Source organism: Actinobacillus genomosp. 2, assembly GCF_029773605.1.
GTDB lineage: Bacteria > Pseudomonadota > Gammaproteobacteria > Enterobacterales > Pasteurellaceae > Actinobacillus.
This window is the reverse complement of record NZ_CP103807.1, coordinates 1,765,375-1,791,390: the sequence shown is the minus strand read 5'-3', so window position 1 is coordinate 1,791,390 and position 26,016 is coordinate 1,765,375. Positions and strand designations below refer to the sequence as shown.

Sequence of the window (26,016 nt, the reverse complement as noted above, 5' to 3'; positions counted from 1 at the left end):
ACCGCTTGTTTTTCGATATTTTTTATTAGTTGTTGTGAGGCTATATGGATTCTATTACAAATAAAAGATCACTGTTTGAATCTAGCCACTTTTGGATTCTGCTCTCACTTATTGCATTTATTGTACTGCCTTCCAAAGCACTCGATTACGGGTTATTGGAAAGCACCGCTGATGAATATTTAGATGCGATGGGTTGGTCTTCAGTTAATCTGACTATTCTGTGGTTTTTACCTTTAGTGGGTTTTTGGTTACTCCCTTTCTTTAAATTTTCAAATGAAGCACAGGCAAAACTAGAACTGGCATTGGTGAGTTTTATTTTACTGTTTGCGTTTATTTCGGCAACGATTTACCAAGTCAGTATGGGCTATTCAGTGATGGTACTGATTGCGAGCTTAACTGCACTTGCCACTTTTGCCTTTGCTAAACTCAAAATGATGCAAGGCGATAAATTTATTATTGCGGCATTACTCAGTATTATCTTGCTGATTTTCTTCTTTATCGTTTATCCGACCGTTGCGATTTTTATTTCGATGTTTTATGACGGTGAAACGTTCGCACCGGAACAAGTGGTTAGAATTTTAGGACAAGGTTATATTGTTCGAGTCATCAGTAACTCTTTATTCCTTTCCGGCTTTGTCGGCATTGTTTCAACCGTTTTCGGTTTAGCTTTTGCGTTGTATACCACTCGTATTGCTCGCAGAACTGCCTTTATCGGGAAAATCTTCTCAATCCTACCGATTGTAACACCGCCGTTTGTGGTGGGACTTGGCGTGACCTTAATGCTTGGTCGTTCAGGCTATGTGACCGAATTTTTAGATACTTACTTCGGCTTTAAAGATCATAACTGGCTGTATGGCTTTAACGGGATTGCAATCGCACAGATTCTCGCTTTTGCACCGATTTCATTTATGATTTTAGACGGTGCGTTAAAATCGATTCATCCTTCGATTGAAGAAGCGTCTTATACGTTACGAGCAAACCGTTATCAAACGTTCTATAACATTATTTTCCCGTTATTACGTCCGGCATTGGCAAATTCATTTTTAATCGTGTTTATCCAATCACTCGCCGATTTCAGTAACCCGTTGGTTTTAGGCGGTAGCTTTGACGTAATCGCTACCCAAATTTATTTCTATATTGCCGGCTCACAATTAGATTATGCTTCGGCAAGTACCTTAGGCTCGATGTTGCTGATTTTCTCACTACTGATCTTTATCGTTCAGTATATGTGGATTGGTAATCGCTCTTATGTAACCGTTTCAGGTAAATCTTATCGTGGCGATGTACAAGATTTACCGGGTGGTTTGAAAGCTACGATTATTGCGATGTTAGGTTTCTGGGTGGTGTTCAACCTTGCATTATACGGCAGTATTTTCTACGGTAGCTTCACGGTAAACTGGGGGGTAGATTACACCTTAACGCTAAATAACTATGCAATGTTATTCGGACAAGGTTTAAGTGATGGAGCGTGGCCGTCTTTAATCAATACCATGATCTACGCCGGTATTGCCGCACCGCTAACAGCGTTATTCGGTTTATTAATCGCTTATATTGTGGTGCGTAAAGATTTCCAAGGTAAGAAAACCCTTGAGTTCTTAACTATGCTGTGCTTTGCCGTACCGGGTACGGTTGCCGGTGTGTCTTACATTCTCGCCTTTAATGATGCGCCAATGTATATTACCGGCACCGGTATCATCATTATTATTTCAATGGTGATGCGAGATTTACCGATCGGTATGCGTGCCGCAATTGCCGGACTTGGTCAGTTGGATAAATCGTTGGATGAAGCCTCATTATCATTGAAAGGCAGTTCGCTAAAAACCATTTGGTTTATCGTCTTCCCGCTACTCAAACCGGCATTGTTATCCGCATTAGTCACTAGTTTCGTACGTGCGATGACAACCGTGAGTGCGATTGTGTTCCTTGTGACCGCAGATACCCGTGTTGCAACCGCTTATATTTTAAATCGTGTTGAAGACGGTGAATACGGAGTGGCTATCGCATACGGTTCAATCTTAATTGTTGTGATGATGGCGATTATTTTATTCTTCGACTGGATTGTCGGAGATACTCGTATCGCAAAATCCAAAGCGAAAAAAGCAGATTAATTCGTCCACGGACGGTATGTTTGCCGTCCGCATATAAAAGGCAAAATATTATGAACAATGATTTCTTAGTACTGAAAAATATTACCAAATCTTTCGGTAAAGCAACGGTAATTGATAATTTAGATTTAGTGATTAAGCGTGGCACGATGGTAACCTTATTAGGCCCTTCCGGTTGTGGTAAAACCACCGTATTACGCTTAGTGGCAGGGCTTGAGAACCCGACAAGCGGTCAAATTTTTATTGATGGCGAAGATGTCACTAAATCTTCGATTCAAAATCGAGATATTTGTATCGTATTCCAATCTTATGCGCTTTTCCCGCATATGTCGATTGGCGATAATGTCGGTTATGGTTTACGTATGCAAGGTGTGAGTAATGAAGAACGTAAGCAACGTGTGAAAGAGGCATTGGAACTGGTGGATTTAGCCGGTTTTGAAGATCGTTTTGTTGATCAAATTTCAGGTGGTCAGCAACAACGTGTGGCGTTAGCCCGTGCCTTAGTGCTAAAACCGAAAGTGTTACTATTCGATGAACCGTTAAGTAACTTAGATGCTAACTTACGCCGTTCAATGCGTGAAAAAATTCGTGAATTGCAACAGCGTTTAGGTATTACTTCGCTTTATGTTACACACGACCAGACCGAAGCGTTTGCAGTTTCGGATGAGGTTATCGTGATGAATAAAGGCAAAATTATGCAAAAAGCACCGGCAAAAGATCTTTATTTACGTCCAAATTCTTTATTCCTTGCCAACTTTATGGGCGAATCAACTATTTTTGACGGTAACTTAAATCAAGGTGTCGTTACAATCGGAGCTTATCGTTTCCCACTTCACAATGCTGCTGATTTCGGTATTACAGACGGCGAATGTTTAGTCGGTGTGCGCCCGGAAGCGATTCAACTTACCGCCACCGGTGAAGCCGGTCAACGTTGCCAAATTAAGAGTGCTGTTTATATGGGGAATCATTGGGAAATTGTTGCGGAATGGAACGGTAAAGAAGTTTTGGTCAATGCAAATCCGGATCAATTTGATGCAGACTCAAAAGAAGCCTTTATTCAATTTACTGAACAAGGTATTTTCTTACTGAAAAAAGAGTAAGTGATAACAAGACAAGCGGTTATTTTTGCGAATTTTTTGCAATGATAGAAAATCTTAATTGTTTTGTATGGTGGGCAATTCTGCCCACCATTTAAGTGTTTGAGGCAAATGAGAATCTCTGCCTATTTATTAAGATTTCAATGCTTGTAATAGTTTATTATGAATACCACCGAACGCACCATTACTCATCACTAAAATATGATCATTCGGTTTTGCGTCTTTTACTACAAGCTGTACCAATTCATCAAGATTTGCCGACCAGACTGCCGGTTGTGAAAGTGAATCAGTAATCACTGAAACCGACCACGGAATCGTATCCGGTTGGTACACAAAGACCGCATCTGCATCAACTAAACTCGGTGCGATTTCTTCTTTATGCACACCCATTTTCATTGTATTAGAACGAGGCTCAAGCACCGCTAAAATACGCTGTTCTTTGCCTACTTTGCCACGTAAAGCATCAATCGTTGCCGCTATGGCAGTTGGGTGATGGGCAAAATCATCATAGACGGTAATGCCATTCACTTTGCCTTTTACTTCTAAACGGCGATTCGCATTAATAAATGAACCGAGTGCTTCACAAGCACCTGATACAGATACACCAGCGTGATGTGCTGCTGCGATTGACATCAATGCATTGTGCATATTATGCACCCCGATAATATTCCATTTTACTTCACCGGCTTTTTCCCCCTTGTGAAATACTTCAAAATGCGAACAATCAGCAGAAATCGGTTTTGCAAACCATTGTTTATCTTCACCGATAAATTGTAACTCGCTGTAACTGCCCATTTTCAGCGTATTTTGTACATTTTCATCCGCCACTGCAGACAGAATACAACCTTTGCTCGGCATGGTACGTACTAAGTGATGGAATTGGCGTTGAATTGCTTTTAAATCATCAAAAATATCCGCATGGTCAAATTCAATATTATTGATAATTAATGTTTTTGGCGTGTAATGTACAAATTTAGACCGCTTGTCAAAGAACGCAGAATCATACTCATCCGCTTCAATTACAAAGAATTTACTTGAACCGGCACGTGCCGAAATACCGAAATTACCAGCAACCCCACCGATTAAAAAGCCAGTATCAATCTGATTTTGCTCTAAGATCCACGCTAGCATACCGGTAGTCGTGGTTTTACCGTGCGTACCGGACACCGCCAGTACCCAGCGATCTTTTAACAGATGATCATGCAACCATTGCGGACCTGAAGTGTAATTTAGCTGATTATCCAATACATATTCTACGCAAGGATTACCACGGCTCATAGCATTACCGATAACGACTAAATCCGGTGCCGGCTGAAGCTGTGTCACATCATAATTAGGAATAATTTCAATACCGTGATTCTCTAAAAATGTACTCATTGGCGGATAAACATTAGTATCCGAACCTGTCACTTTATAGCCTAACTCTCGTGCAATCATCGCGACTCCGCCCATAAAAGTGCCGCAGATGCCTAAGATATGAATATGTTTCTGTGTCATAAATTAACCTTAATGTAAAAAATATGTGATCGATGTCACAAAATTGTTGTGCCTTATTAGAGGTAAATTGGCTTTATCTCTATAATACTGGCTATTATTCTAGCACAGCCCAAGGAGAAATTATGAAAACGCTCGGCGAATTTATTATTGAAAAACAAGCGGAGTACCCAGAAGCGAAAGGTGAATTAAGCGGTATCTTATCTTCTATTCGACTAGCCGCTAAAATTATTCACCGAGAAATTAATTGTGCCGGTTTAAGCCAAGATATTTTGGGTGTTGCCGGTTCAGAAAATATTCAAGGCGAAGCACAAATGAAATTGGATGTATTCGCTAATGAAACGATGAAGAAAGCCTTACTTGCTCGTGAAGAAGTTGCCGGTTTTGCTTCAGAAGAAGATGATAGTTTTGTTGCATTTGATAATGAGCGTGCAAGAAATGCGAAATATATTTTGATGACAGATCCGTTGGACGGTTCTTCGAATATTGACGTAAACGTTTCGGTCGGTACGATTTTCTCAATTTATAAACGTATTTCGCCAATCGGTTCGCCGGTAACAATGGAAGATTTCTTACAGGAAGGACGTAAACAAGTCGCCTCAGGTTATGTCACTTACGGTTCATCAACGATGTTAGTTTATACTACGGGTAATGGCGTGAATGGTTTTACCTACGATCCGTCACTTGGTTTATTCATCCTTTCTCATCCGGATATGAAAATGCCGACAGAAGGTAAATATTACTCAATTAATGAAGGACAATACGTAACCTTCCCAATGGGTGTGAAAAAATTCATCAAATATTGTCAAGAAAGTGATGAAGCGACTAAACGCCCTTATTCATCACGTTATATCGGTTCATTGGTATCGGATTTCCACCGCAATCTATTAAAAGGCGGAATTTATATTTACCCAACTTCAACCGTTTATCCGAAAGGTAAGCTACGTTTATTATATGAAGGTAATCCAATGGCATTTTTAGCCGAACAAGCCGGCGGTATGGCAACGGACGGTTTTAATCCGATTTTAGATATTAAACCGACTGAATTGCATCAACGTGTACCGTTCTTTGTCGGATCAAGTTCTATGGTTAAACAAGCTAATAAATTTATGCAAGAATTTGCAGAATAAGTATATAGTTTATAAAAACAAAAACCGAACGCTTTTAAACGTTCGGTTTTTTATATCAAGCGGTTAAATTTGCAAATTATTTTGCAAAATACGCTACTAAGGCATCGCTACCGCCGATTAATTTACCGCCGATAAAGATTTGTGGAACAGTTTGGCTACCTGCAACCGCACGAACTACTTTACCGCGTTGTGAATCGTTGTCTAATATGATTTCTTCAAAACATAAGCCTTTTTCCGTTAATAATGCTTTCGCTTTCGCACAGAATGGGCAGTCAGTTTTGCTGAATACCACAATTGGATCTTGGTCTTTCCACTCAGGGTTTAAGAATTTGATCATGGTTTCTGCATCAGATACTTCAAACGGGTCGCCGTCTTTTTCCGGCTCGTCAAACATTTTCACTACTTCGCCGTTTTTCACGAGCATAGAATAACGCCAAGAACGTTTACCAAATCCTAGGCTCGCTTTATCAACTAAGCGCCCCATACCTTCCGTAAATTCACCATTGCCGTCTGCTAATAAGATTACGTTTTCCGCATCTTGGTCTTTCGCCCATGCGTTCATTACAAAAGTATCATTTACCGAGATACATATGATTGAATCCACACCTAATTTTTTGAACTCATTCGCTAATTCATTGTAACGCGGTAAGTGAGTTGACGAACAAGTTGGCGTGAATGCTCCTGGTAGAGAGAAAACGACAACAGTTTTGTTATCGAATAAATCTGCAGTAGTCACATTAACCCATTCGCCTTCTTTACGCGTTGGAAAGGTTACGTTAGGCACTTTTTGCCCTGTCATATCTTTAAATGACATAAATATTCTCCTGTTTTACATAATGTTTTCAAAAACATCATACATTCTACACTTAAATGTGCCATAATTCAGGCTATTTTCTTAATGGATAATAAAAGTGTATGCTTTAAGCTAATGTAGGAGTCGTTGTGAATATTAGAGATTTAGAATATTTAATCGCTTTAGCAGACTATAAACATTTCCGTCGTGCCGCGGATGCTTGTAATGTGAGTCAGCCGACATTAAGCGGTCAAATTCGTAAATTAGAAGATGAATTAGGTACTGTCTTACTTGAACGCACCAGTCGCAAAGTCTTATTTACTCAAGCAGGTCTAACACTTGTAGAGCAAGCAAAAGCTGTATTACGAGAGGTAAAAGTATTAAAAGAAATGGCGAGCAATCAAGGCAAAGAAATGTCTGGTCCACTTCATCTCGGCATTATTCCAACATTGGGTCCATATCTCTTACCGCTTATGTTACCTATACTAAAGTCACAGTTTCCAGAATTAGAACTTTATGTCTATGAATTACAAACGACACAATTAGTCGATCAACTTGAATCCGGACAACTTGATTGTGGTATTTTGGCATTTGTAAAAGAAAGTGAACCATTTATCGAAGTACCATTGTTTAATGAGCAAATGTTATTAGCTGTATCGACTCAACACGAATGGGCGAACAGCAATAATTTAGATATTCATTTATTAAAAGATAAAGAATTACTCTTTCTAGACGATGGCCATTGTTTACGTACTCAAACATTAGATTATTGTTTATCAGTCGGAGCGAAAGAAAGTACACACTTTAAAGCAACCAATCTGGAAACATTACGTAATATGGTGGCAGCAAATGTAGGTATTTCTTTGATGCCTGAATTTGCTTCCACACCAACCGAAGGATTAAATTACTTAACCTTTAGTGAGCCGAAACCTTATCGTGCCATTGGTTTAATTTATCGTCCTGGTTCACCACTACGTATTCGTTATGAACGTCTTGCGAAAGAAATCTCAAATATTATGAAGCAAGAGAGCAAACATGCGTAATATCGGTATTAGAGCGCAACAAAAAGAAAAAACACGTCGAGCCTTAGTGGATGCGGCATTTAATCAATTAAGTGCCGAAAAGAGTTTTTCTAACCTGAGCTTACGCGAGGTAGCAAGAGAAGCCGGCATTGCTCCGACCTCATTCTATCGCCATTTCAAAGATATGGACGAATTAGGTTTAGCTATGGTGGATGAATCCGGCTTAGTATTACGCCAACTGATGCGACAAGCTCGTAAGCGTATTGCGACCGGCGGAAGCGTAGTTGCCGTATCAACCGAAACATTTTTTGAATTAATTGCGGATCGTCCAAATGTGTTTCGCTTATTATTACGAGAAAGTTCAGGCACATCGCAAGCATTTCGTACTGCGGCGTCACGTGAAATCCAACATTTTATTGCCGAATTAACCGATTATATCGTTTCAAAAGATCCGAACAGTAGCCGAGAAATCGCTTATATCCAATCGGAAGGATTAGTGACTATCGTTTTTACAGCCGGTTCTTATGCACTTGATATGAACACACAAGAGCGAGAGAAACTTAAACAACGTGTGATTATGCAATTAAGAATGTTAGCCCGTGGTGCGGCTTCTTATACTTATAGCCACGATAAGGATCACCAATAATGCCAAAGAAAAGTATATTTTTATTACGTTTTGGTAAAAATATTTTTCTATACGGTTTAATGTTTATCGTATTAAGTATTGCGGTTGACTGGTATCGAAAACCAAGTGAGCCGAATGAATTTGCCCAGCAGGTGTTATACGATTTACAGCAACAGCCGAAAGTGATTGCACAATTAAGTCATCAGCAACCCATGTTGCTCTACTTTTGGGGCAGTTGGTGTGGTTATTGTAAATTTACTTCGCCGGCGATTCAGCAACTTGCCGATGAAAAGATCCCGGTGTTAAGCGTTGCACTTAAGTCCGGAGATCCGCAACAAGTGGCTAATTATTTACAACAAGAGAATTACCATTTCCCTGTCATCAATGATCCTGATGGCGAAATATCTAAAAGCTGGGACATCCAAGCCACACCAACGATTTTAATCATAAAAGACGGCAAGGTGGTACAGCATACAACAGGGCTAACAAGCTATTGGGGACTTAAAGTCCGTTTATGGCTGAGTAGCCTAACTTAAAATTCAAGCGGTCTGATTTGTCAATTTTTCTGCAAATCAGACCGCTTTAACATATAGAGAACATTATGATAGTCGATCCTAATTACCAACAAGAACTCGAGAAATACGAGAATCCCGTACCGAGTCGGGAATTTATTTTAAACACCATTCGAGAATTTGATGCGCCGATGAGCCGTGAAGAATTGCTTGAGGCCTTTCATATTTATGACGAAGAACGTATCGAAGGTGTTCGCCGCCGCTTACGTGCGATGGAAAATGACGGGCAATTAATTTTTACCAAACGCAAACGTTATGCCCTACCGGAAAAAATGGACTTGGTTAAAGGTACGGTGATCGGTCACCGTGACGGCTACGGCTTTCTGCAAGTAGAAGGCGGAGAAAAAGGCGATGATTGGTTTATTCCGCATAACCAAATGACACGTGTGATGCACGGTGATTTTATACTTGCTCAGCCAAACGGAACCGATCGCCAGGGTCGTCGTGAGGTACGTATTGTACGTGTGTTAGAAGCACGTAAAAAACAAATTGTCGGCCGTTTCTTCCTTGAAAGTGGCATCGGTTTTGTTGTGCCAGACGACAGCCGCCTTACTCAAGATATTTTAATCCCTGACGATCAACGTATGGGGGCAAGAATGGGGCAAGTGGTTGTAGTGGAACTGCAAGAACGCAAAGCGAGTTTCAATCGCCCTGTGGGATTTATTACCGAAATCTTAGGTGATAACCTCGCACCGGGTATGGAAATCGAAATTGCACTGCGTAATCACGATATTCCGCACGTTTGGCCGGAAGGTGTAGAAAAACAGATCCGCCAATTTAATGAAGAAGTACCGGAAGAAGCTAAACTCGGTCGAGTGGATCTACGTGACTTACCATTAGTCACGATTGATGGTGAAAGTGCCAGAGATTTTGATGATGCTGTTTTTGCCAGAAAAGAAGCTGACGGCTGGCGTTTATGGGTAGCGATTGCCGATGTGAGCTATTACGTTCGCCCGAAAACTGCACTGGATTTAGAAGCAGCAAACCGTGGTAACTCGGTTTACTTCCCAAATCGAGTGATTCCAATGTTACCGGAGATTTTATCAAATGGTTTATGTTCACTGAATCCGCAAGTTGACCGCTTATGCTTGGTAGCGGAGATGACTGTATCGCAAAAAGGCGAACTGACCGGCTATCAATTTTATGAAGCGGTAATGAACTCACACGCCCGTTTAACCTATACCAAAGTGTGGAAAATGTTAGAAGGCGATGAAACATTACGTGAGCGTTACGCACCTATCGTACCACATTTGGAAACCTTGAATGAAATGTTCCAAGTGTTAGTCAAAGCTCGTCAAAACCGTGGTGCAATCGAATTTGAAACCGTTGAAAACCAATTTATTTTCAATCCGCAAGGTAGAATCGAACGGATTGAACCGCTGATTCGTAACGATGCACATAAAATTATCGAAGAATGTATGATTTTAGCCAATATCGCTTCGGCTCGTTTTGTTGAAAAAGCAAATGAGCCGGCATTATTCCGTATTCACGATAAACCAAGCGAAGAAAAACTGACCAGTTTTAAATCCTTTATCAAAGAATGTGGACTGACATGGAATGTAGGTTTAGATCCTGAACCGAAAGATTATTCTGAATTAATTGAACAATTAGCTGATCGTCCGGATCGTGAGTTAATTCAAACTATGCTACTCCGCTCACTTAAACAGGCGGTATATGCGGCGGATAACGTAGGGCATTTCGGATTAGCATTAACCGAGTACGCTCACTTTACCTCGCCAATTCGCCGTTATCCGGATTTACTGCTGCACCGTGCAATTAAATACTTAATTGAAAAAGAAAAAGGGAATACTCGCAATTATACGGACGGGGGCGGTTATCACTATAAATTGGATGACATCGACCAATTTGGCGATAAATGTTCAGCAACTGAACGTCGTGCGGACGAGGCAACCCGTGAAGTGGCAGATTGGCTGAAATGTGAATTTATGCAAGATCATCTCGGTGAAACGTTCGAAGGTGTGATTTCAAGCGTTACCGGTTTCGGTTTATTCGTTAAAATCAATGAGTTACTAATTGACGGTTTAGTACATATTTCAACATTAGATAACGATTATTACCACTATGACGCAGACCGCCAACGTTTAGTCGGCGGTAGTGGTATTATTTATCGCTTAGGTGATCCGCTCAAAGTGAAAGTGATCAATGTGAGTTTAGATGATAAGAAAATCGACTTTGCATTAATTGATAATCTTCGTAAAGGGATTGCGGTGGGTAAAACCGCCAAGCAGAAAGCCAAGAAAAATGCTGGCGAAAAACCGGTTTTCAAAGAACCAAAAACAGTGAAAGCAAAAGGCAAAAAAGGCGACAAGCCCAAAGCAAAATCTACAAAAAGAGCGAAAAAACCGACCGCTGGTAACGCGAAGAAATAAAGGAAAGTTTGGTTGATTGAAATAGGACACGAAGCATCGTGTCCCTACTGATCACGTTATACAAAATCAGAACGAAATTCGACAGTTATTGTAGGGACGCCATGCTTGGCGTCCATTGAGGCATAAAACAGAAAAAGCCCAACGTAAGAAATAGTGAGCAAGCAGTCAAATTTGCAAAATTTCTTACAAATTCTACCGCTTACTGCTTTATCCGTTTAAACTATGATTGCCTAGCCACAGAGCTAGGCGATTTTTATCGGAATTTATGGATATGAACACACTTAAACTTATTTTATTAACTTCAACACTGACCGCATTGTTTGCGTGTACGCCGTCACAAACATCGAAAAATGCCAAAGGCGGTTATTTAAAGGCGAATATTAGCCAAGTCGAATTACACAATCCGGCAAACTATAAACGTTATTATTATACCTGCCGTAATCTTGCAACCGGTGATAGTGCTTATTTAGCGAGCTATTTTCCACTCTCCAGAGAAAGCCGTATGAAAGATAATTTCGGTTTTTACTTTCAGTTAGACGGTGGTAAAGTCGAAGCATTTGATCATCTCGAAAATAAAACACTTAATGCGAGAGGTACACGTTTTGAAGTGAGCTATCGCTCATACAATCCGATTCAAGGCAGTTACATTGATTTAATTGCCGGTGAACAAAGCTCGATTTATTATAGAAATATCAATGGTACTCGTATTCCTTGGTTAAATTGTAGAGAAGCCTAAACTTAAAGAGATTGGAATACAAACTTATTATTTATTGTAGTAAATGAGATGGATTCTTATTTGTAAGTATTTGTAAAGATTATTGCTTATATTAATGAGAATTATTATCATCAAATTACTTCAAAAATAATAGGTAATCACTCCAACTCTTACGCCTCATTCCCCCACAAAATGAGGCGTTTTTTTTCGCCTATCGCCGATTAAGTCCTATCAATTTCAGCATATACCGCTATAATAGATTTTATTTTCATATTTAAAACAAGATATAAGGAATCAGCAAATGGCTCAATCTATTGAAGCAACCTTAGCCGAACTGAAACGCGGTGTCGAAAACATTTATTCTGAAGAAGATTTAATTGAAAAGTTAAAAGAAAATCGTCCGTTACGTATTAAATTAGGTGCGGATCCGACAGCCCTGGATATTCACTTAGGTCATACGGTTGTTTTAAATAAACTTCGCCAATTTCAACAACTAGGTCACGAAGTGATCTTCTTAATCGGGGATTTTACCGGTATGGTCGGTGATCCGTCTGGCAAGAACTCAACACGCCCACCGTTAACACGTGAAGATGTATTACGCAATGCGGAAACCTACAAACAACAATTATTCAAAATCTTAGATCCGCATAAAACCCGTGTGGTATTCAACTCTGAGTGGTTGGGTAAATTAGGTACAGAAGGGATGATTCGTCTAGCGTCAAACTATACAGTCGCTCGTATGCTTGAACGTGACGATTTCAAAAAACGTTTTACTAATAATCAATCTATCGCAATCCACGAATTTATTTATCCGTTACTCCAAGGACACGACTCAGTCGCTTTAGAAGCGGATGTGGAATTAGGCGGTACAGACCAAACCTTTAACTTATTAGTGGGACGTGAATTACAAAAATCAGCGGGTCAAAAACCGCAGGTGGCAATGACATTGCCTCTACTTGTCGGCTTAGACGGCGAGAAAAAAATGTCAAAATCACTTGGTAACTATATCGGTGTGACTGATGCACCAAGCGATATGTTCGGTAAAGTGATGTCGATTTCAGACGAATTAATGTGGGATTGGTATAATTTACTTTCATTCCGCCCATTAGATGAAATTGCACAATTAAAAGCGGACGTTGCAGCTGGTAAAAATCCACGTGATGTGAAAATTCTTTTAGCGAAAGAGTTAATTGCTCGTTTCCACGATCAAGCGGCGGCAGATGCAGCGGAACAAGAGTTCATCAACCGTTTCCAAAAAGGTGCAATCCCGGATGAGATGCCGGAATTTACTTTTGAAGGCGAAATTGGCTTAGCAACTTTATTAAAAGAAGCTGGTTTAGTTGCGTCAACTTCTGAAGCGATTCGTTCAGCACAGCAAGGCGGCGTAAAAATTGATGGCGAAAAAGTGGAAGATGTTCGTCAAAATGCACAACAAGGTACATTTGTTTATCAAGTTGGTAAACGTAAATTTGCTCGTGTAACGGTTAAATAAGCCTGATATAAACGAAAAGGAAGCTCATGCTTCCTTTTTTTATGTTCTGAACAAGCGGTCAAATTTGTGAATTTATTGCAAATGCGACTGCTTGTTATAGATAAAAAAATGCCCAAGGATTAAACTCACTTGGGCATTTTTATCTAATCGCTAGTCATCTAAGAAACTACGTAACGTTTCCGAACGGCTCGGATGACGAAGTTTGCGTAACGCTTTCGCTTCAATCTGACGAATACGCTCACGTGTTACATCAAATTGTTTACCGACTTCCTCAAGGGTATGGTCAGTATTCATATCAATCCCGAAACGCATACGTAAAACTTTTGCTTCACGAGGTGTTAAACCTTCTAACACTTCATTGGTTGCGATACGTAAACTTTCTGCGGTTGCTGAATCTAACGGTAATTCAAGGCTTTCATCTTGAATAAAGTCACCTAAATGTGAATCATCATCATCACCAATCGGGGTTTCCATTGAAATTGGTTCTTTCGCAATCTTCAATACTTTACGAATCTTATCTTCCGGCATGCCCATACGCTCTGCTAACTCTTCCGGCGTTGCCTCACGTCCCATTTCTTGTAAACATTGACGAGAAATACGATTCAGTTTATTAATCGTTTCGATCATATGTACAGGAATACGAATCGTACGAGCTTGGTCAGCAATTGAGCGAGTAATCGCCTGACGAATCCACCATGTCGCATAAGTAGAGAATTTATAACCACGGCGATATTCAAACTTATCTACCGCTTTCATCAAACCGATATTACCTTCCTGAATCAAATCTAAGAATTGCAAACCACGGTTGGTATATTTCTTCGCAATCGAGATTACTAAACGTAAGTTTGCTTCCACCATCTCTTTTTTAGCACGGCGAGCTTTTAACTCACCATTTGCAATACGGCCGCCGATTTCACGAATTTGTGCGATCGTTAAACCGGTATTTTGCTCCATACGTTGTAAATTAGCGATATTAACTCGAATTTGGTCAATATAGTTCGCTAGTTTTGGTGCAGCACCTTTTTTCGCATTGATTGCTTTTTCAATCCATTCTTCCGAGGTTTCATTACCTTGGAACAATTTCAAGAAATCCGCTTTCTTCATTTGTGCATATTCCACCGCATAACGTTGAATTTGGCGTTCTTCCGCACGCACTTGTTTCATCATTTTTTGCATAGATTCAACAAGTAAATCAAACTGCTTCGGTACTAAACGGAACTCACGGAAAATATCTGAAAGTGCTTGGATATGTTCTCTTGATTTTTTATGACTACGACCGTGTTTTTGAATCGCTTGTAACGCTTTTTCATGCTGTTCACGTAACGCATAGAATTTTTCACGTGCAAGCTCAGGGTCAATAGAGTTATCATCACCTGTATCCGCACTGCTATCGCCTTCTTCCTCTTCGTTCTCATCATCAACATCAGCAACATCTTCAGCTTCTTCATCATCTAAATCGACATCTAAGTCTGCTAACATTTCATCCGCTTGAACGTTTGGATCCACGAAAGCTGTTACAAGATCTGATAAACGCATTGTACCTTCTTCCACTTGAGCGTAGAAACCGATTAAATCGGTCAAGGCTTCTGGATATTCTGCAACGGCACACTGTACTTCGTTAATACCCTCTTCAATACGTTTTGCAATATCAATCTCGCCTTCACGGGTAAGTAATTCGACTGTTCCCATTTCACGCATATACATACGTACCGGATCAGTTGTTCGTCCTAATTCCGATTCAACTGTCGAAAGCACTTTTGTTGCTTCTTCAACCACGTCTTCATCTGCGATATTTTCTGCAAGCATCAGATCATCGGTATCTGGGGCAGTTTCTAAAACCTTGATCCCCATATCGTTGATCATTTGAATAATATCTTCAATCTGCTCCGCATCAACCAACTCTTCCGGTAAGTGGTCGTGTACTTCCGAAATCGTTAAATACCCCTGTTCACGCCCTTGGGCAATCAGAAGTTCTAATTGGGATTGCTGTTCTAATTGTTGTTCCATAATTCGTTTCCGTTTTGTGCGAGCAAAAATAGTGTTGGATTATACCATTAATTGCAATTTTCTTGATAGTTTTGCAAGAAATTTCTTAAAAATGACCGCTTAATTACTGTGCAATCAACATCACTAATTCTTGTTTTTCCTCTGTATTAAGCCCCATTGTCCGCTCTTTAGCAATCAATGTTTCAATTCGCTTTTCCACTAATTTAGCATAAAGAAAATCGAGCGTTTCAATAAAAGTGCTTTCAATATTTTCGGGAATAACTAAATGATCCCAATTGGCTAACAGCTCCAGCGTACGAAAATCCGCTCTATCTCGCCAATGTTCTAGTAACGCCCCCATTGAAATGCCTACTTTTTGTCGACAAACATCAACCAATTCAATTAGCAATTCAAATCCCGGCTCATCAAGTGTTTTCAAAGCGGAAATATCCGGCACAAATTTGACTAACGCCGGATTTTGCAATAATAAAGCGACTAATAATCGCATTGGCGTACGCTTAATTTGTGGCGTTTTTAGCACAGTGTTTTGTGATGTTGACACACTACTTGGTAACATTGCTTCTAGCTGTGCTGGATCTAAAATCCCTAACTTTTGTCCTAAAATATTACGTAAATATACTCGTAACATCTCTCCAGGAATACGATTAATCAATGGTATCGCTAATGCCGCTAATTTTGATTTTCCTTCCTTACTAGAAAGATCGACTTGTGCCATTAAAGAATCAAATAGAAAATCGCTGAGTGACATTGCATTTTGCAAATATGCCTCAAAGCCTTGCTTACCATGAACACGGACAAAACTGTCCGGATCTTCACTATCCGGTAAGAAAATAAATTTCAACTGACGACCATCGTGTAAATAAGGTAACGCATTTTCAAAAGCTCGCCACGCTGCTTCACGTCCAGCTCTATCACCGTCATAGCAACAAATCACTTGTTCGGTAACACGGAACATTTGTTGAATTTGCTCTCCAGTAGTTGCTGTACCTAATGACGCAACCGCATTATCTACACTAAATTGAGCAAGAGCCACAACATCCATATAGCCCTCAACCACAACTAAAGATTCCGGGCTTTCATTTTGCTTTAAAACTTGGAATAAGCCGTATAACTCACTGCCTTTATGATAAGTTACCGATTCCGGTGAATTCATATATTTCGGACGCTCATCGCCCATTACTCGTCCACCAAAAGCAATCACACGTCCACGCTTATCACGAATCGGAAACATCACACGGTTGCGAAATTTATCGTAAACTCGACCGCTATCATTTTGCGTAACCATACCCGTATCAAGTAACTTCTGCACTTCCTCACGATTCGTACCAAATTTACGTAGCACTGAATCCATTGAATTATGTGAAAAACCAATCTCAAAGCGCTCGATAATTTCCGGCGAAAGACCACGACTCTGCAAGTAGCTTTGACTAGGAATATCTTGGGTTAAGTTTTGTTGATAAAAGTGACTAATTGCTTCTAACAGCTCATATAAATTACGTTTAGTTTTATAACTTGCCTGAGGCTTACCATCACGATTTATCACATTCTCGCGAGGCACTTCCAAACCTTGCATCGCCGCCAATTCTTCAATCGCTTCCGGAAATTCTAATTTATCATAATCCATCAAAAAGCTAATCGCATTACCATGTGCTCCACAGCCGAAACAGTGATAAAACTGTTTAGATTGACTTACAGTAAATGAAGGACTTTTTTCATGATGAAATGGACAGCAGGCTTGATAATCTCGCCCAGCTTTTTTAAGTTTAACTCTGCTATTAATAAGCTCAACGATATCGGTACGTGCAACAAGATCATCAATAAACGAACGAGGAATTGAGCCTTTCATTGATTCTCCTTGTCATAATGGCAAGCGGTAAGATTTACACTAAATTTTGCAACAAATCATCAAAATTTAACCGCTTATTTACTATAGGTTAGATAGAGGGTTCACTAGAAACACTAAAACCGTGATTCCAAAAGGTTTCACGGTTTTAGTTAATTTAAGCTAAATAGCAAGACTGCTAATTAGTATAAACGAGTGTTACGTGCATTTTCACGTGCATTACGTTTAGCGTGACGTTTAGCTAAAGATGCTTTTTCACGTTTACGAATTGTAGTTGGTTTTTCATAGAATTCACGAGCGCGAACTTCTGCTAATAAACCTGCTTTTTCGCAAGAGCGTTTGAAACGACGTAATGCAACGTCAAATGATTCATTTTCACGAACTTTAATTACTGGCATATGCCATCACCTCAGGAAATATATGTTTAAATAAAGTCGCACACAATTTTTGGCGACATAGAACTAAAAAAAGGTGTCTAATTCTATCGTAGTCAAGATAAAAAGTAAATAGAGAATTTACTATTCAAATAAAACAGCTTCATTTAACACTTTACCAGCTAAATCCTTCGCAGATAGACTCGGCTCACCATCAAGATTCCAATCAATCGCTACTGTCGGATCATTCCAAAGCAAAGAATGTTCCGCTTTTGGATTATAGTAATCTGTACATTTATAGGTAAATTCAGCGGTTTCTGTTAATACATAAAAGCCATGGGCAAAGCCTTCCGGTACCCATAACTGTCGTTTATTTTCTGCAGATAATACTTCACCAACCCATTGCCCAAAAGTTGGAGAACTTTTACGTAAATCTACCGCTACATCAAATACTGCACCCTGTACTACACGCACTAACTTACCTTGTGTATTTTCCGTTTGATAATGTAAACCTCTCAAAACACCCTTAATAGATTTTGAATGATTTTCTTGCACAAAAGTACGATCAGCAACATTTTGTTTAAACCATTCATCTCGAAAAGTTTCCATAAAGAAACCACGTTCATCACCAAACACTTGAGGTTCTAAGAGTTTTACATCGGGAATATTTGTTTCAATAATTTTCATTACGCATATGCCTTAATATTTTTTAATGCTTGTTGCCAATCACTTGGCTTAATACCAAAAACCGCATCAATTTTAGTTAAATCTAAACGGGAATTTGCTGGTCGTTTTGCTGGTGTTGGATAATCACTCGTCGAAATAAAATTAACAAGCGGTGCTTTTTCTAATACTTTTTGCAATACGGCTTCATCAAAAATTGCATTGGCAAAATCAGCCCAACTTACATAGGGTTTACCCGTAAAATGATAAATCCCAAATACATCCGTTCTACCACACATAATGGCATTAGCAATCTGAATCAGTGCTTTAGCAATGTCTCCTGCATAAGTCGGTCCACCAAATTGATCGCTTACGATCCCTAAAGATTCCCTTTCTTTTCCTAAACGGAGCATTGTTTTAACAAAATTATTACCATGTTCGCCAAATACCCAAGCCGTACGTAGGATAATGTGCTTTTTATTAGCCTGTTGAACTGCTATCTCTCCAGCAAGTTTTGTTTTGCCGTATACGCCTTGTGGATTAGGTTCATCATTTTCTTTATATTCTCCAGAACCTGTCCCCTCAAAGACATAATCCGTTGAAATATGTAAAATGATTGCATCAATCTCATTGGCTACTTCTGCAAGATATTGTGGACCTTTCACGTTAATCACTTCCGAGAGTTCGATTTCACTCTCAGCACGATCCACCGCAGTATGTGCTGCAGCATTAATAATAACATCGGGATTAAACTCTCTAACGATTTTAAATACTGCATCACGATTTGTTATATCAAGCTCATCACGATCCACCGCTAAAATATCCACTTTTCCTTGCAATTGCTTAGTTAGACAATCCCCAACTTGCCCTTTTGCACCGGTAATTAAAAAACGAGCCATTATTTTGTTCCTTTTGCTAAACGTAACAAATATTGACCATATTCATTTTTCGCCATCGGTTTTGCTAATGCTTCAAGTTGTTCAAGTGATAACCAGCCATTGTGATAAGCAATTTCTTCTAAGCACGCTACCTGTAAATTCTGTAGATTTTGTACTGTTTTCACAAATGCAGCCGCATCATGTAAGCTGTCATGTGTACCGGTATCTAGCCAAGCAAAGCCTCGCCCTAATAATTGTACATTGAGCGAACCATCATTTAGATACATTTCATTGAGTGTAGTAATCTCTAACTCGCCACGTGCTGATGGTTTAACCTGTTTAGCAAATTCTACTACTCGGTTATCATAGAAATATAAGCCCGTTACCGACCAATTTGATTTAGGTTTAGCCGGTTTTTCCTCAATAGATAATGCACGGAAATGCTCATCAAATTCTACAACACCAAAACGTTCCGGATCTTTTACTTGATAACCAAATACGGTTGCACCTTTCGTTTCTACCGATTTTGCTGCCTCTTGGAGAGATTGGGTAAAATGCTGTCCGTAGAAAATATTGTCGCCAAGTACTAAACACACACTATCGTTGCCAATAAATTTCTCACCGATTAAAAAGGCTTGTGCTAAACCATCTGGGCTAGGCTGAACGGCATAAGAAAGCTGGATACCAAAATCCGAACCATCCCCTAATAAACGTTTAAAACTCTCATTATCCTCAGGCGTTGTGATAATTAATACCTCTCGGATACCCGCAAGCATCAGCACTGATAGGGGATAATAAATCATTGGCTTATCGTATACCGGTAAGAGCTGTTTTGATACGCCTCGAGTAATAGGATAAAGGCGAGTACCTGAACCACCCGCAAGAATAATACCTTTCATTTTGTAAACCTTTTAAAAAATTGACCCGCTTGTAAACGTCTTAATTAGAGCCTAAGCGCTCTCTATTATAAGAACCATCTAACACACGACTCCACCACACTTTATTATCCAAATACCATTCAACCGTTTTACGAATACCGGTTTCAAATGTTTCTTCTGGTTTCCAGCCTAATTCACGTCCGATCTTTGTAGCGTCAATTGCATAACGAACATCATGGCCTGGGCGATCCGTCACATAGGTAATTAAATCTTCATATTTTTTCACGCCAACTGGTTTATTTGGTACAAGTTCTTCTAATAGACTACAAATAGTACGAACAACATCAATATTCGCTTTTTCATTATGTCCGCCTATATTATAGGTTTCTCCAACTTTACCTTCCGTTACAACTTTGTACAACGCTCTCGCATGATCTTCCACAAATAACCAGTCACGGATTTGTTGGCCATTACCATAAACTGGTAATGGTTTGCCCTCTAAAGCATTTAAAATCATTAAAGGAATTAATTTTTCAGGAAAATGGAACGGACCATAGTTATTCGAACAATTGGTCACAATCGTAGGTAATCCATAAGTACGAAGCCAAGCACGGACTAAATGATCACTTGACGCTTTAGAGGCAGAATATGGGCTAGACGGAGAATACGGCGTCGTTTCCGTAAACAAATCTTCTGTACCTTCTAAATCACCATATACCTCATCCGTAGAAATATGATGAAAACGGAATAATGATTTTTTATCAGCATCTAAACTATTCCAATAATGCCGAGCAGCTTCGAGCAAAGTGTAAGTACCGACAATATTTGTTTCGATAAAAGCAGCCGGTCCATCGATTGAACGGTCTACGTGGCTTTCTGCGGCTAAGTGCATAACTGCATCAGGCTGATGTTGGGTAAATACGCGATCAAGTCCCGCACGATTACAAACATCCACCTGTTCAAAAACATAGCGAGAATTATTTTCTACCATTTGCAAAGACTCTAAATTCCCTGCATAAGTCAATTTATCCACGTTTACTACGCTATCTTGAGTATTATTTATAATATGACGTACCACTGCAGAACCAATAAAACCTGCACCGCCAGTAACTAAAATTTTTTTCATTAATGACCTCTACCTATAACATAGCTAATCTAATTACATTATCATGACCCATTATTACTAAGATGCTCCATCTTTTCTTAATACAACACCAATTGTCTTGAATAAGATAACGATGTCATTCCAAATAGACCAATTTTTAATATACCAAGAATCAATCTGTAAACGTTCTTCAAATGAAACGTCACTCCGCCCACTTACTTGCCATAAACCTGTTACTCCTGGTTTTGACATCAAAATAATACTGGCAGCATCTTTCATTTTTTGTTGTTCCTCAAGCATATAAGGTCTATTTCCAACTAAACTCATATCCCCTTTAAGTACATTAAATAATTGGGGTAACTCATCCAAAGATGTTCTTCGCAAAAAGTGCCCTAATCTAGTAATTCTAGGATCATTAATGTACTTATGATACACAGAGTAATATGTTTTTTCTTCAGGATTATCAATAAGCCATTGTTCCATAAAACTTTGATCTGAAACCATTGTTCTAAATTTATAGCAATGGAACACCTTGCCATTTTTACCTAAACGCTTTTGTAAAAAAAATATCTTTCCTGTAGGTTCTTCTAATTTTAATTTTATACTAACAACTAAAATTAACATCCCCCAAAAAGGCAAAGTAGATAATACTAAAGCATAATCCAATAAATGCTTTAAAACCTTACTTTTTCTTCCAAGCAATTTATTCTCAAGTGTAAATAAATTTACTCTTGTATCAAAGTTATTATATAAAACTGATTGAGTGAAATCATATTGATTCAAAACAGGAATAAATAGAATTTCACGATTTAATAATTTATTACTTTCAATTAATTCATTTAACTCTGCAACATTTTTATCATTACTTGATAGAAATACGACATCATATTTATCATCTTCAGATAAAACATATCCTATATGAGACGAATTAAAAAGTGCAAATTCACTATCATTTAGATTACCAATAAACTTAACTTTTTTTCTCCAAAATCCTAATTTAAATAACGTTTTTTTAAGAAAATAACGACCCAAAGGTAAAAATATTGCCGATAAAAATAGAGAAAACAATAATACTGCTCTAGAATAATATTCTATATTCTTACCTAATGCCAAGGTTGCAAAAATAATAATAAAAGAGATAAAACATATTTTAATAATAAATAATGATTCTTGCCATAAATCATATCTTCTTGTATATAAACCAAACCACATAAACAATACAACAATAACTACATAAGGGAATGGATATGTCAGATATTCTATATATGATACAGAATCAAATAACATAATATTCGGTAGAATATTATTTCGAATAAATACAGATAAAAGAATTGCCATACTAATTAGCAACAAATCTAAGCTAAGTAACAAAGTTTGTGCAACTATATTTTTCTTACTCATACTAAAATCCTAGACTAAAAATCAACCTTACAATTTAAATCTATTAAGATATTTATCAACATTATGTAAATAAATACTATCTTCTAACTCTTAGACAGATAACAACCCCAAATCTTCTGTCTAATTTTAAAAACATTAGATAAATTATCGAGAGAGTCAAATAAAAACACTTTACTATATTAAACAAATCTACTTTTTAGATACAAAACAACTTCATTAAAAAATCGTTCTTTGCTCAAAAAAAGAAAAGCTAAATAAAGAATAGAAAATAGCAAAATAGACATAATATAACCTATCAAAAAATTAACTTCAGTAATAAAATTAACAGATATCCAATCAACAAAACAAATAGCAAATAACGCAGATACAATCACCTTCAAATAATTTAGAACACTAAAAATTTTTATAAAATATTCTCTCAAAATAATTATTTGAATAATTAAAATAGTTACTTCTGCGGCTAAAACAGCGATAGAAGCACTCAATGATTGAAGCTCTTCTAAAAAAACAAAATTTATTAATAATGATATACACCCACCACTTAGTATGGAAAATAAATACTGTTTGTCTTTTTTTAAAGGTAATAAGATTTGAACACTTAATATGCTATTTAAACTACCAAAGAATACCGACCATATCATAACTTTTAACAATAGAATTGAAGCGTTATATTTTTCACCAAATAATAAAAACATTGTTTCTCTAGCATATAAGAAGAAAAATAATGTTATTGGTACAGCTAGAAAAAAGATTAGATCAAAAGACTTTCTCAATAAACTAACAAATTCAGCATCTTGATTATTTTTAATATATTCTGTTAATCGTGGCAAAAACACCATACTTGCACTAGTAATGAAAGCTAATAATGCACCTTTTATTTTAAAAGCAACACTATAGTAACCAACTTGTTCTGTATTAGTTACAGTAGCTAATAGTACATCATTAACATTAGCATATAATGTATAAGACAATGTCACTAAAAATAAAATAAACATCGGCTTTATATGCTTTAATAAATCAAGTTTAAATAATTTAAAAAGCAATATTTTTCTTGAATTTATAATATTTAACAATGAAGATAGACAAATTGGTAGAACAAAAAACAATGCGAAAAGTAGATAATCATCCTTTTCTTTAACAAAACATAAAACCATTATTAATGAAATTATTTTTAATAGAATACTTCTTACTGTAATGTATCTATATTCATCGAGACTTTTATATAACCATTCTATTCCTATCACATTAAAGATAATACAAGAAGACATAATTAAGAATAACAAAATATCTTCTCTAAATTCATGCTGATAGCTAATTAGAAGAAATATCACAAGATAGGCAATAATAGCTAAAAAAATATTAATAAATAAAATTTCTTGTACCGTTTTAGTTAGTTCTTCTTTATTGTTTCTTACTTCTGCACAAGCTCTAACACCATAACCTACAACACCAAATGTAGCAAATAGAGATAGATAATCTACAACCGATAGAGAAAATGCAAACTTTCCCATATTATCAGGTTGCAAAATTCTTGCTGCATAAGTAAAAGTAATTAATGGAAAAATAAAATTAGATATTGTAAGCAAAAAACTCATAATACTATTATTTACAAGGTTTTTATTCATTTTTTACATTCCAAATAGCGTACAATATTAGTTTTATTAATAAAAATAGCTAATAATAAAATAGGTATATTGTAAAATATATTTATAAAATGACTCTCAGATAAAAGATATAACATAGAAAACATTAATAATATTACCTCATTACTTAGGTTAAGTTTATTTAGTCTATACATAAGCCAAGTTATGGAAAATATAAATAAATTTCCTACTAAAAGACCACCAGAAATAAATAAATATACATATCCATTATCTATAATATGCCAATCAGATTCTTCTATCCACCATTTAATATTCCTAGGGTAAAATTCAAATCCTAAACTCTTATAAGCCTCATTAGCAAAGTATATTCTTTTAGATAAAACTTGGTTAATCGGTTCTAAATAGGAATAATAATCTTGATAATATATAGCCGACCAAATTGAAAAAATAGTTATAAATATAATTGAATTATTAATTAGTAATTTAATAAAAGTATTATTTAGCACATTAAAAACTTGGTTAAAATGAATAGTAAGGACACATAAAATAAAAATATAAAATGCAGTTCTAGAATTTGAAAAATAGAAAACTATTCCAAATAGTATAACAAATAGAAATGTATCAAAAAGTCGTAGCTTACCTACATGCAATATATAAAATATAAAAAAAATGAATATTCTCATAGGAAATGCATTAGGATTATCAAAATTAAATGTATAACGTTTAAACCAATAGGTCGCATCATATACAAAATGACTGTCACCAATCAGAAAATATTCAAAAAAGAAATAAGTTAGTATTAGAACAACTAGAATTGAAGTAAGATATAATCCTATCTTGAATAAAAAGTTAAAATTAACTTTATAAGAAAAAGACATCAGCAAACATATATATAATAAAAACGAATCTCCTGTATAAATAGAATAAAAAGCACTTATCATTATAGTAAAAAAACCTAAAATCAAGAGATTCAAAGGCAATTTAAATATTAATAAGAACAATGGCAATAATGAGAATAATTTAACCCATTTGATGATATCTTTTGTAATAGTGCCATCTTGAGCTAATAATAAAAAATCTGATACTAAAAAAGTAAAATAAAAAATAGAAAAAATAAGTGTTCTAATATCTATTCTATATACTAAGGAGTTCATTTTATTATTCCGGCTAAACACAATATATACTTAATTTTTGTTTTAAATTTCATAAGAGGGCTTTGCCAAGTTGCATCGTAATGGTGTATAGAATAAGTATTCTGTTTTATATGCAATTCATGAGTCTTATAATTTAATGGACAAAAATACTCTGTTGGGTAAATTACAATATCATTTATTTGTTGGACTTCGTCACTAGAAGAAAAACCTTTTTCTATTAATAATTTAGTAGTAATCTCTACACAGGTAATAATATTTTCCATATTAAAGTGCATATTTTCATAGACACTCATATTTTCTGCAATAAACCAATGTCCTTTTTCTGCTCCAAAACCTAATCCTGTAGCAACATCATCAATGGATTCAGATGCTAAAAAACAACTATGAGCTAATAAATCATCTATAGGTTTTATCAACTCAACATCAGTATCTAAATAAATCCCACCTTCAGAATAAACCACATCTAAACGAGCATAATCTGAAACAAATGCAAACTTTTTTTTCTCATAAGCTTCTTTTATAAAAAGGTTCTTATGCACATTGTAATTAGATTCATTCCACTCGATAATCTCGTAATCTGGACAATATTTTTTCCAAGATTCAATACATTTTTTCACACTTTTAGGCAATGGATTTCCACCAAACCAACAATAATGAATTTTTTTAGGTATCAT

General features: G+C 37.0%; 22 protein-coding genes. 9 read left to right on the top strand and 13 right to left on the bottom strand.

What is annotated here, in order from left to right; all coding sequences use genetic code 11:
• Nucleotides 1-44 precede the first annotated feature (44 nt).
• Nucleotides 45-2,108, top strand: coding sequence for an ABC transporter permease (locus NYR60_RS08945; protein ID WP_279466840.1), 2,064 nt, complete (start codon nucleotides 45-47; stop codon nucleotides 2,106-2,108).
• A 50-nt stretch (nucleotides 2,109-2,158) separates the two neighbouring features.
• Nucleotides 2,159-3,205 carry a ferric ABC transporter ATP-binding protein gene (gene fbpC / locus NYR60_RS08940; protein WP_279466839.1) on the top strand — a complete coding sequence of 349 codons (1,047 nt, stop codon included), beginning with the start codon at nucleotides 2,159-2,161 and terminating at the stop codon, nucleotides 3,203-3,205.
• 129 nt (nucleotides 3,206-3,334) lie between these two features.
• Here the strand turns inward: fbpC and mpl are convergent, their stop codons facing one another.
• Nucleotides 3,335-4,699 carry a UDP-N-acetylmuramate:L-alanyl-gamma-D-glutamyl-meso-diaminopimelate ligase gene (mpl, locus tag NYR60_RS08935; protein WP_279466838.1) on the bottom strand — a complete coding sequence of 455 codons (1,365 nt, stop codon included), beginning with the start codon at nucleotides 4,697-4,699 and terminating at the stop codon, nucleotides 3,335-3,337.
• Between the two features lie 122 nt (nucleotides 4,700-4,821).
• Between mpl and fbp the strand changes: the two genes are divergently transcribed.
• Entirely contained in the window at nucleotides 4,822-5,826 is a 1,005-nt protein-coding gene (gene fbp, locus NYR60_RS08930; RefSeq protein ID WP_279466836.1) for a class 1 fructose-bisphosphatase, read from the top strand.
• 76 nt (nucleotides 5,827-5,902) lie between these two features.
• Here the strand turns inward: fbp and NYR60_RS08925 are convergent, their stop codons facing one another.
• The gene (locus NYR60_RS08925; RefSeq protein WP_279466834.1) at nucleotides 5,903-6,640 is read right to left on the bottom strand and encodes a glutathione peroxidase; all 738 of its coding nucleotides are present in this window, start codon (nucleotides 6,638-6,640) and stop codon (nucleotides 5,903-5,905) included.
• Nucleotides 6,641-6,768: 128 nt separating this feature from the next.
• Here NYR60_RS08925 and oxyR point away from each other — a divergent pair, with 128 nt between their 5' ends.
• The 6 genes from oxyR to tyrS all read left to right on the top strand — a co-directional run bounded on the left by oxyR (nucleotide 6,769) and on the right by tyrS (nucleotide 13,435).
• Entirely contained in the window at nucleotides 6,769-7,662 is an 894-nt protein-coding gene (gene oxyR / locus NYR60_RS08920) for a DNA-binding transcriptional regulator OxyR (RefSeq protein ID WP_279466832.1), read from the top strand.
• A complete protein-coding gene (gene fabR, locus NYR60_RS08915) occupies nucleotides 7,655-8,287 on the top strand; it encodes an HTH-type transcriptional repressor FabR (RefSeq protein WP_279466829.1) in 633 nt (210 codons plus the stop codon). The genes oxyR and fabR overlap by 8 nt, the downstream gene beginning before the upstream one ends.
• Complete coding sequence (locus tag NYR60_RS08910) at nucleotides 8,287-8,802, top strand: protein disulfide oxidoreductase (RefSeq protein ID WP_279466828.1); 516 nt, start codon at nucleotides 8,287-8,289, stop codon at nucleotides 8,800-8,802. The genes fabR and NYR60_RS08910 overlap by 1 nt, the downstream gene beginning before the upstream one ends.
• A 65-nt stretch (nucleotides 8,803-8,867) precedes the next feature.
• Entirely contained in the window at nucleotides 8,868-11,228 is a 2,361-nt protein-coding gene (rnr, locus tag NYR60_RS08905; RefSeq protein ID WP_279466827.1) for a ribonuclease R, read from the top strand.
• A 271-nt stretch (nucleotides 11,229-11,499) separates the two neighbouring features.
• On the top strand, nucleotides 11,500-11,964 hold the full coding sequence (locus NYR60_RS08900) for a hypothetical protein (protein ID WP_279466825.1): 465 nt from the start codon (nucleotides 11,500-11,502) through the stop codon (nucleotides 11,962-11,964).
• Between the two features lie 280 nt (nucleotides 11,965-12,244).
• Nucleotides 12,245-13,435, top strand: coding sequence for a tyrosine--tRNA ligase (gene tyrS / locus NYR60_RS08895; RefSeq protein WP_279466823.1), 1,191 nt, complete (start codon nucleotides 12,245-12,247; stop codon nucleotides 13,433-13,435).
• Between the two features lie 150 nt (nucleotides 13,436-13,585).
• Here the strand turns inward: tyrS and rpoD are convergent, their stop codons facing one another.
• The 11 genes from rpoD to NYR60_RS08840 all read right to left on the bottom strand — a co-directional run bounded on the left by rpoD (nucleotide 13,586) and on the right by NYR60_RS08840 (nucleotide 26,016).
• The gene (gene rpoD, locus NYR60_RS08890; protein WP_431831755.1) at nucleotides 13,586-15,472 is read right to left on the bottom strand and encodes an RNA polymerase sigma factor RpoD; all 1,887 of its coding nucleotides are present in this window, start codon (nucleotides 15,470-15,472) and stop codon (nucleotides 13,586-13,588) included.
• Nucleotides 15,473-15,545: 73 nt separating this feature from the next.
• Entirely contained in the window at nucleotides 15,546-17,288 is a 1,743-nt protein-coding gene (dnaG, locus tag NYR60_RS08885) for a DNA primase (protein ID WP_279466819.1), read from the bottom strand.
• A 179-nt stretch (nucleotides 17,289-17,467) separates the two neighbouring features.
• Complete coding sequence (gene rpsU, locus NYR60_RS08880) at nucleotides 17,468-17,683, bottom strand: 30S ribosomal protein S21 (RefSeq protein ID WP_005598703.1); 216 nt, start codon at nucleotides 17,681-17,683, stop codon at nucleotides 17,468-17,470.
• A 120-nt stretch (nucleotides 17,684-17,803) separates the two neighbouring features.
• On the bottom strand, nucleotides 17,804-18,346 hold the full coding sequence (rfbC, locus tag NYR60_RS08875; RefSeq protein WP_279466817.1) for a dTDP-4-dehydrorhamnose 3,5-epimerase: 543 nt from the start codon (nucleotides 18,344-18,346) through the stop codon (nucleotides 17,804-17,806).
• Nucleotides 18,346-19,221, bottom strand: a complete 876-nt coding sequence (rfbD, locus tag NYR60_RS08870; RefSeq protein ID WP_279466816.1) for a dTDP-4-dehydrorhamnose reductase — start codon at nucleotides 19,219-19,221, stop codon at nucleotides 18,346-18,348. The genes rfbC and rfbD overlap by 1 nt, the downstream gene beginning before the upstream one ends.
• Entirely contained in the window at nucleotides 19,221-20,099 is an 879-nt protein-coding gene (rfbA, locus tag NYR60_RS08865; RefSeq protein WP_279466815.1) for a glucose-1-phosphate thymidylyltransferase RfbA, read from the bottom strand. The genes rfbD and rfbA overlap by 1 nt, the downstream gene beginning before the upstream one ends.
• 40 nt (nucleotides 20,100-20,139) lie before the next feature.
• Nucleotides 20,140-21,204: a dTDP-glucose 4,6-dehydratase gene (rffG, locus tag NYR60_RS08860; protein WP_279466814.1), complete on the bottom strand. Its 1,065-nt coding sequence runs from the start codon at nucleotides 21,202-21,204 to the stop codon at nucleotides 20,140-20,142.
• Nucleotides 21,205-21,261: 57 nt separating this feature from the next.
• Entirely contained in the window at nucleotides 21,262-22,584 is a 1,323-nt protein-coding gene (locus NYR60_RS08855; protein WP_279466813.1) for a sugar transferase, read from the bottom strand.
• Nucleotides 22,585-22,763: 179 nt separating this feature from the next.
• Nucleotides 22,764-24,209, bottom strand: a complete 1,446-nt coding sequence (locus NYR60_RS08850) for an oligosaccharide flippase family protein (RefSeq protein ID WP_279466812.1) — start codon at nucleotides 24,207-24,209, stop codon at nucleotides 22,764-22,766.
• Nucleotides 24,206-25,342 carry a hypothetical protein gene (locus NYR60_RS08845; protein WP_279466810.1) on the bottom strand — a complete coding sequence of 379 codons (1,137 nt, stop codon included), beginning with the start codon at nucleotides 25,340-25,342 and terminating at the stop codon, nucleotides 24,206-24,208. The genes NYR60_RS08850 and NYR60_RS08845 overlap by 4 nt, the downstream gene beginning before the upstream one ends.
• Nucleotides 25,339-26,016: a glycosyltransferase family 32 protein gene (locus tag NYR60_RS08840; RefSeq protein WP_279466808.1), complete on the bottom strand. Its 678-nt coding sequence runs from the start codon at nucleotides 26,014-26,016 to the stop codon at nucleotides 25,339-25,341. Before NYR60_RS08840 ends, NYR60_RS08845 begins: the two co-directional genes overlap by 4 nt.

Bases quoted from the DNA above. Each gene is read 5' to 3' on its own strand.
- NYR60_RS08945 (WP_279466840.1), top strand. From the start codon at position 45: ATGGATTCTATTACAAATAAAAGATCACTGTTTGAATCTAGCCACTTT.
- fbpC (WP_279466839.1), top strand. From the start codon at position 2,159: ATGAACAATGATTTCTTAGTACTGAAAAATATTACCAAATCTTTCGGT.
- mpl (WP_279466838.1), bottom strand. From the start codon at position 4,699: ATGACACAGAAACATATTCATATCTTAGGCATCTGCGGCACTTTTATG.
- fbp (WP_279466836.1), top strand. From the start codon at position 4,822: ATGAAAACGCTCGGCGAATTTATTATTGAAAAACAAGCGGAGTACCCA.
- NYR60_RS08925 (WP_279466834.1), bottom strand. From the start codon at position 6,640: ATGTCATTTAAAGATATGACAGGGCAAAAAGTGCCTAACGTAACCTTT.
- fabR (WP_279466829.1), top strand. From the start codon at position 7,655: ATGCGTAATATCGGTATTAGAGCGCAACAAAAAGAAAAAACACGTCGA.
- NYR60_RS08910 (WP_279466828.1), top strand. From the start codon at position 8,287: ATGCCAAAGAAAAGTATATTTTTATTACGTTTTGGTAAAAATATTTTT.
- rnr (WP_279466827.1), top strand. From the start codon at position 8,868: ATGATAGTCGATCCTAATTACCAACAAGAACTCGAGAAATACGAGAAT.
- NYR60_RS08900 (WP_279466825.1), top strand. From the start codon at position 11,500: ATGAACACACTTAAACTTATTTTATTAACTTCAACACTGACCGCATTG.
- tyrS (WP_279466823.1), top strand. From the start codon at position 12,245: ATGGCTCAATCTATTGAAGCAACCTTAGCCGAACTGAAACGCGGTGTC.
- dnaG (WP_279466819.1), bottom strand. From the start codon at position 17,288: ATGAAAGGCTCAATTCCTCGTTCGTTTATTGATGATCTTGTTGCACGT.
- rpsU (WP_005598703.1), bottom strand. From the start codon at position 17,683: ATGCCAGTAATTAAAGTTCGTGAAAATGAATCATTTGACGTTGCATTA.
- rfbC (WP_279466817.1), bottom strand. From the start codon at position 18,346: ATGAAAATTATTGAAACAAATATTCCCGATGTAAAACTCTTAGAACCT.
- rfbD (WP_279466816.1), bottom strand. From the start codon at position 19,221: ATGGCTCGTTTTTTAATTACCGGTGCAAAAGGGCAAGTTGGGGATTGT.
- rfbA (WP_279466815.1), bottom strand. From the start codon at position 20,099: ATGAAAGGTATTATTCTTGCGGGTGGTTCAGGTACTCGCCTTTATCCT.
- rffG (WP_279466814.1), bottom strand. From the start codon at position 21,204: ATGAAAAAAATTTTAGTTACTGGCGGTGCAGGTTTTATTGGTTCTGCA.
- NYR60_RS08855 (WP_279466813.1), bottom strand. From the start codon at position 22,584: ATGAGTAAGAAAAATATAGTTGCACAAACTTTGTTACTTAGCTTAGAT.
- NYR60_RS08850 (WP_279466812.1), bottom strand. From the start codon at position 24,209: ATGAATAAAAACCTTGTAAATAATAGTATTATGAGTTTTTTGCTTACA.
- NYR60_RS08845 (WP_279466810.1), bottom strand. From the start codon at position 25,342: ATGAACTCCTTAGTATATAGAATAGATATTAGAACACTTATTTTTTCT.
- NYR60_RS08840 (WP_279466808.1), bottom strand. From the start codon at position 26,016: ATGATACCTAAAAAAATTCATTATTGTTGGTTTGGTGGAAATCCATTG.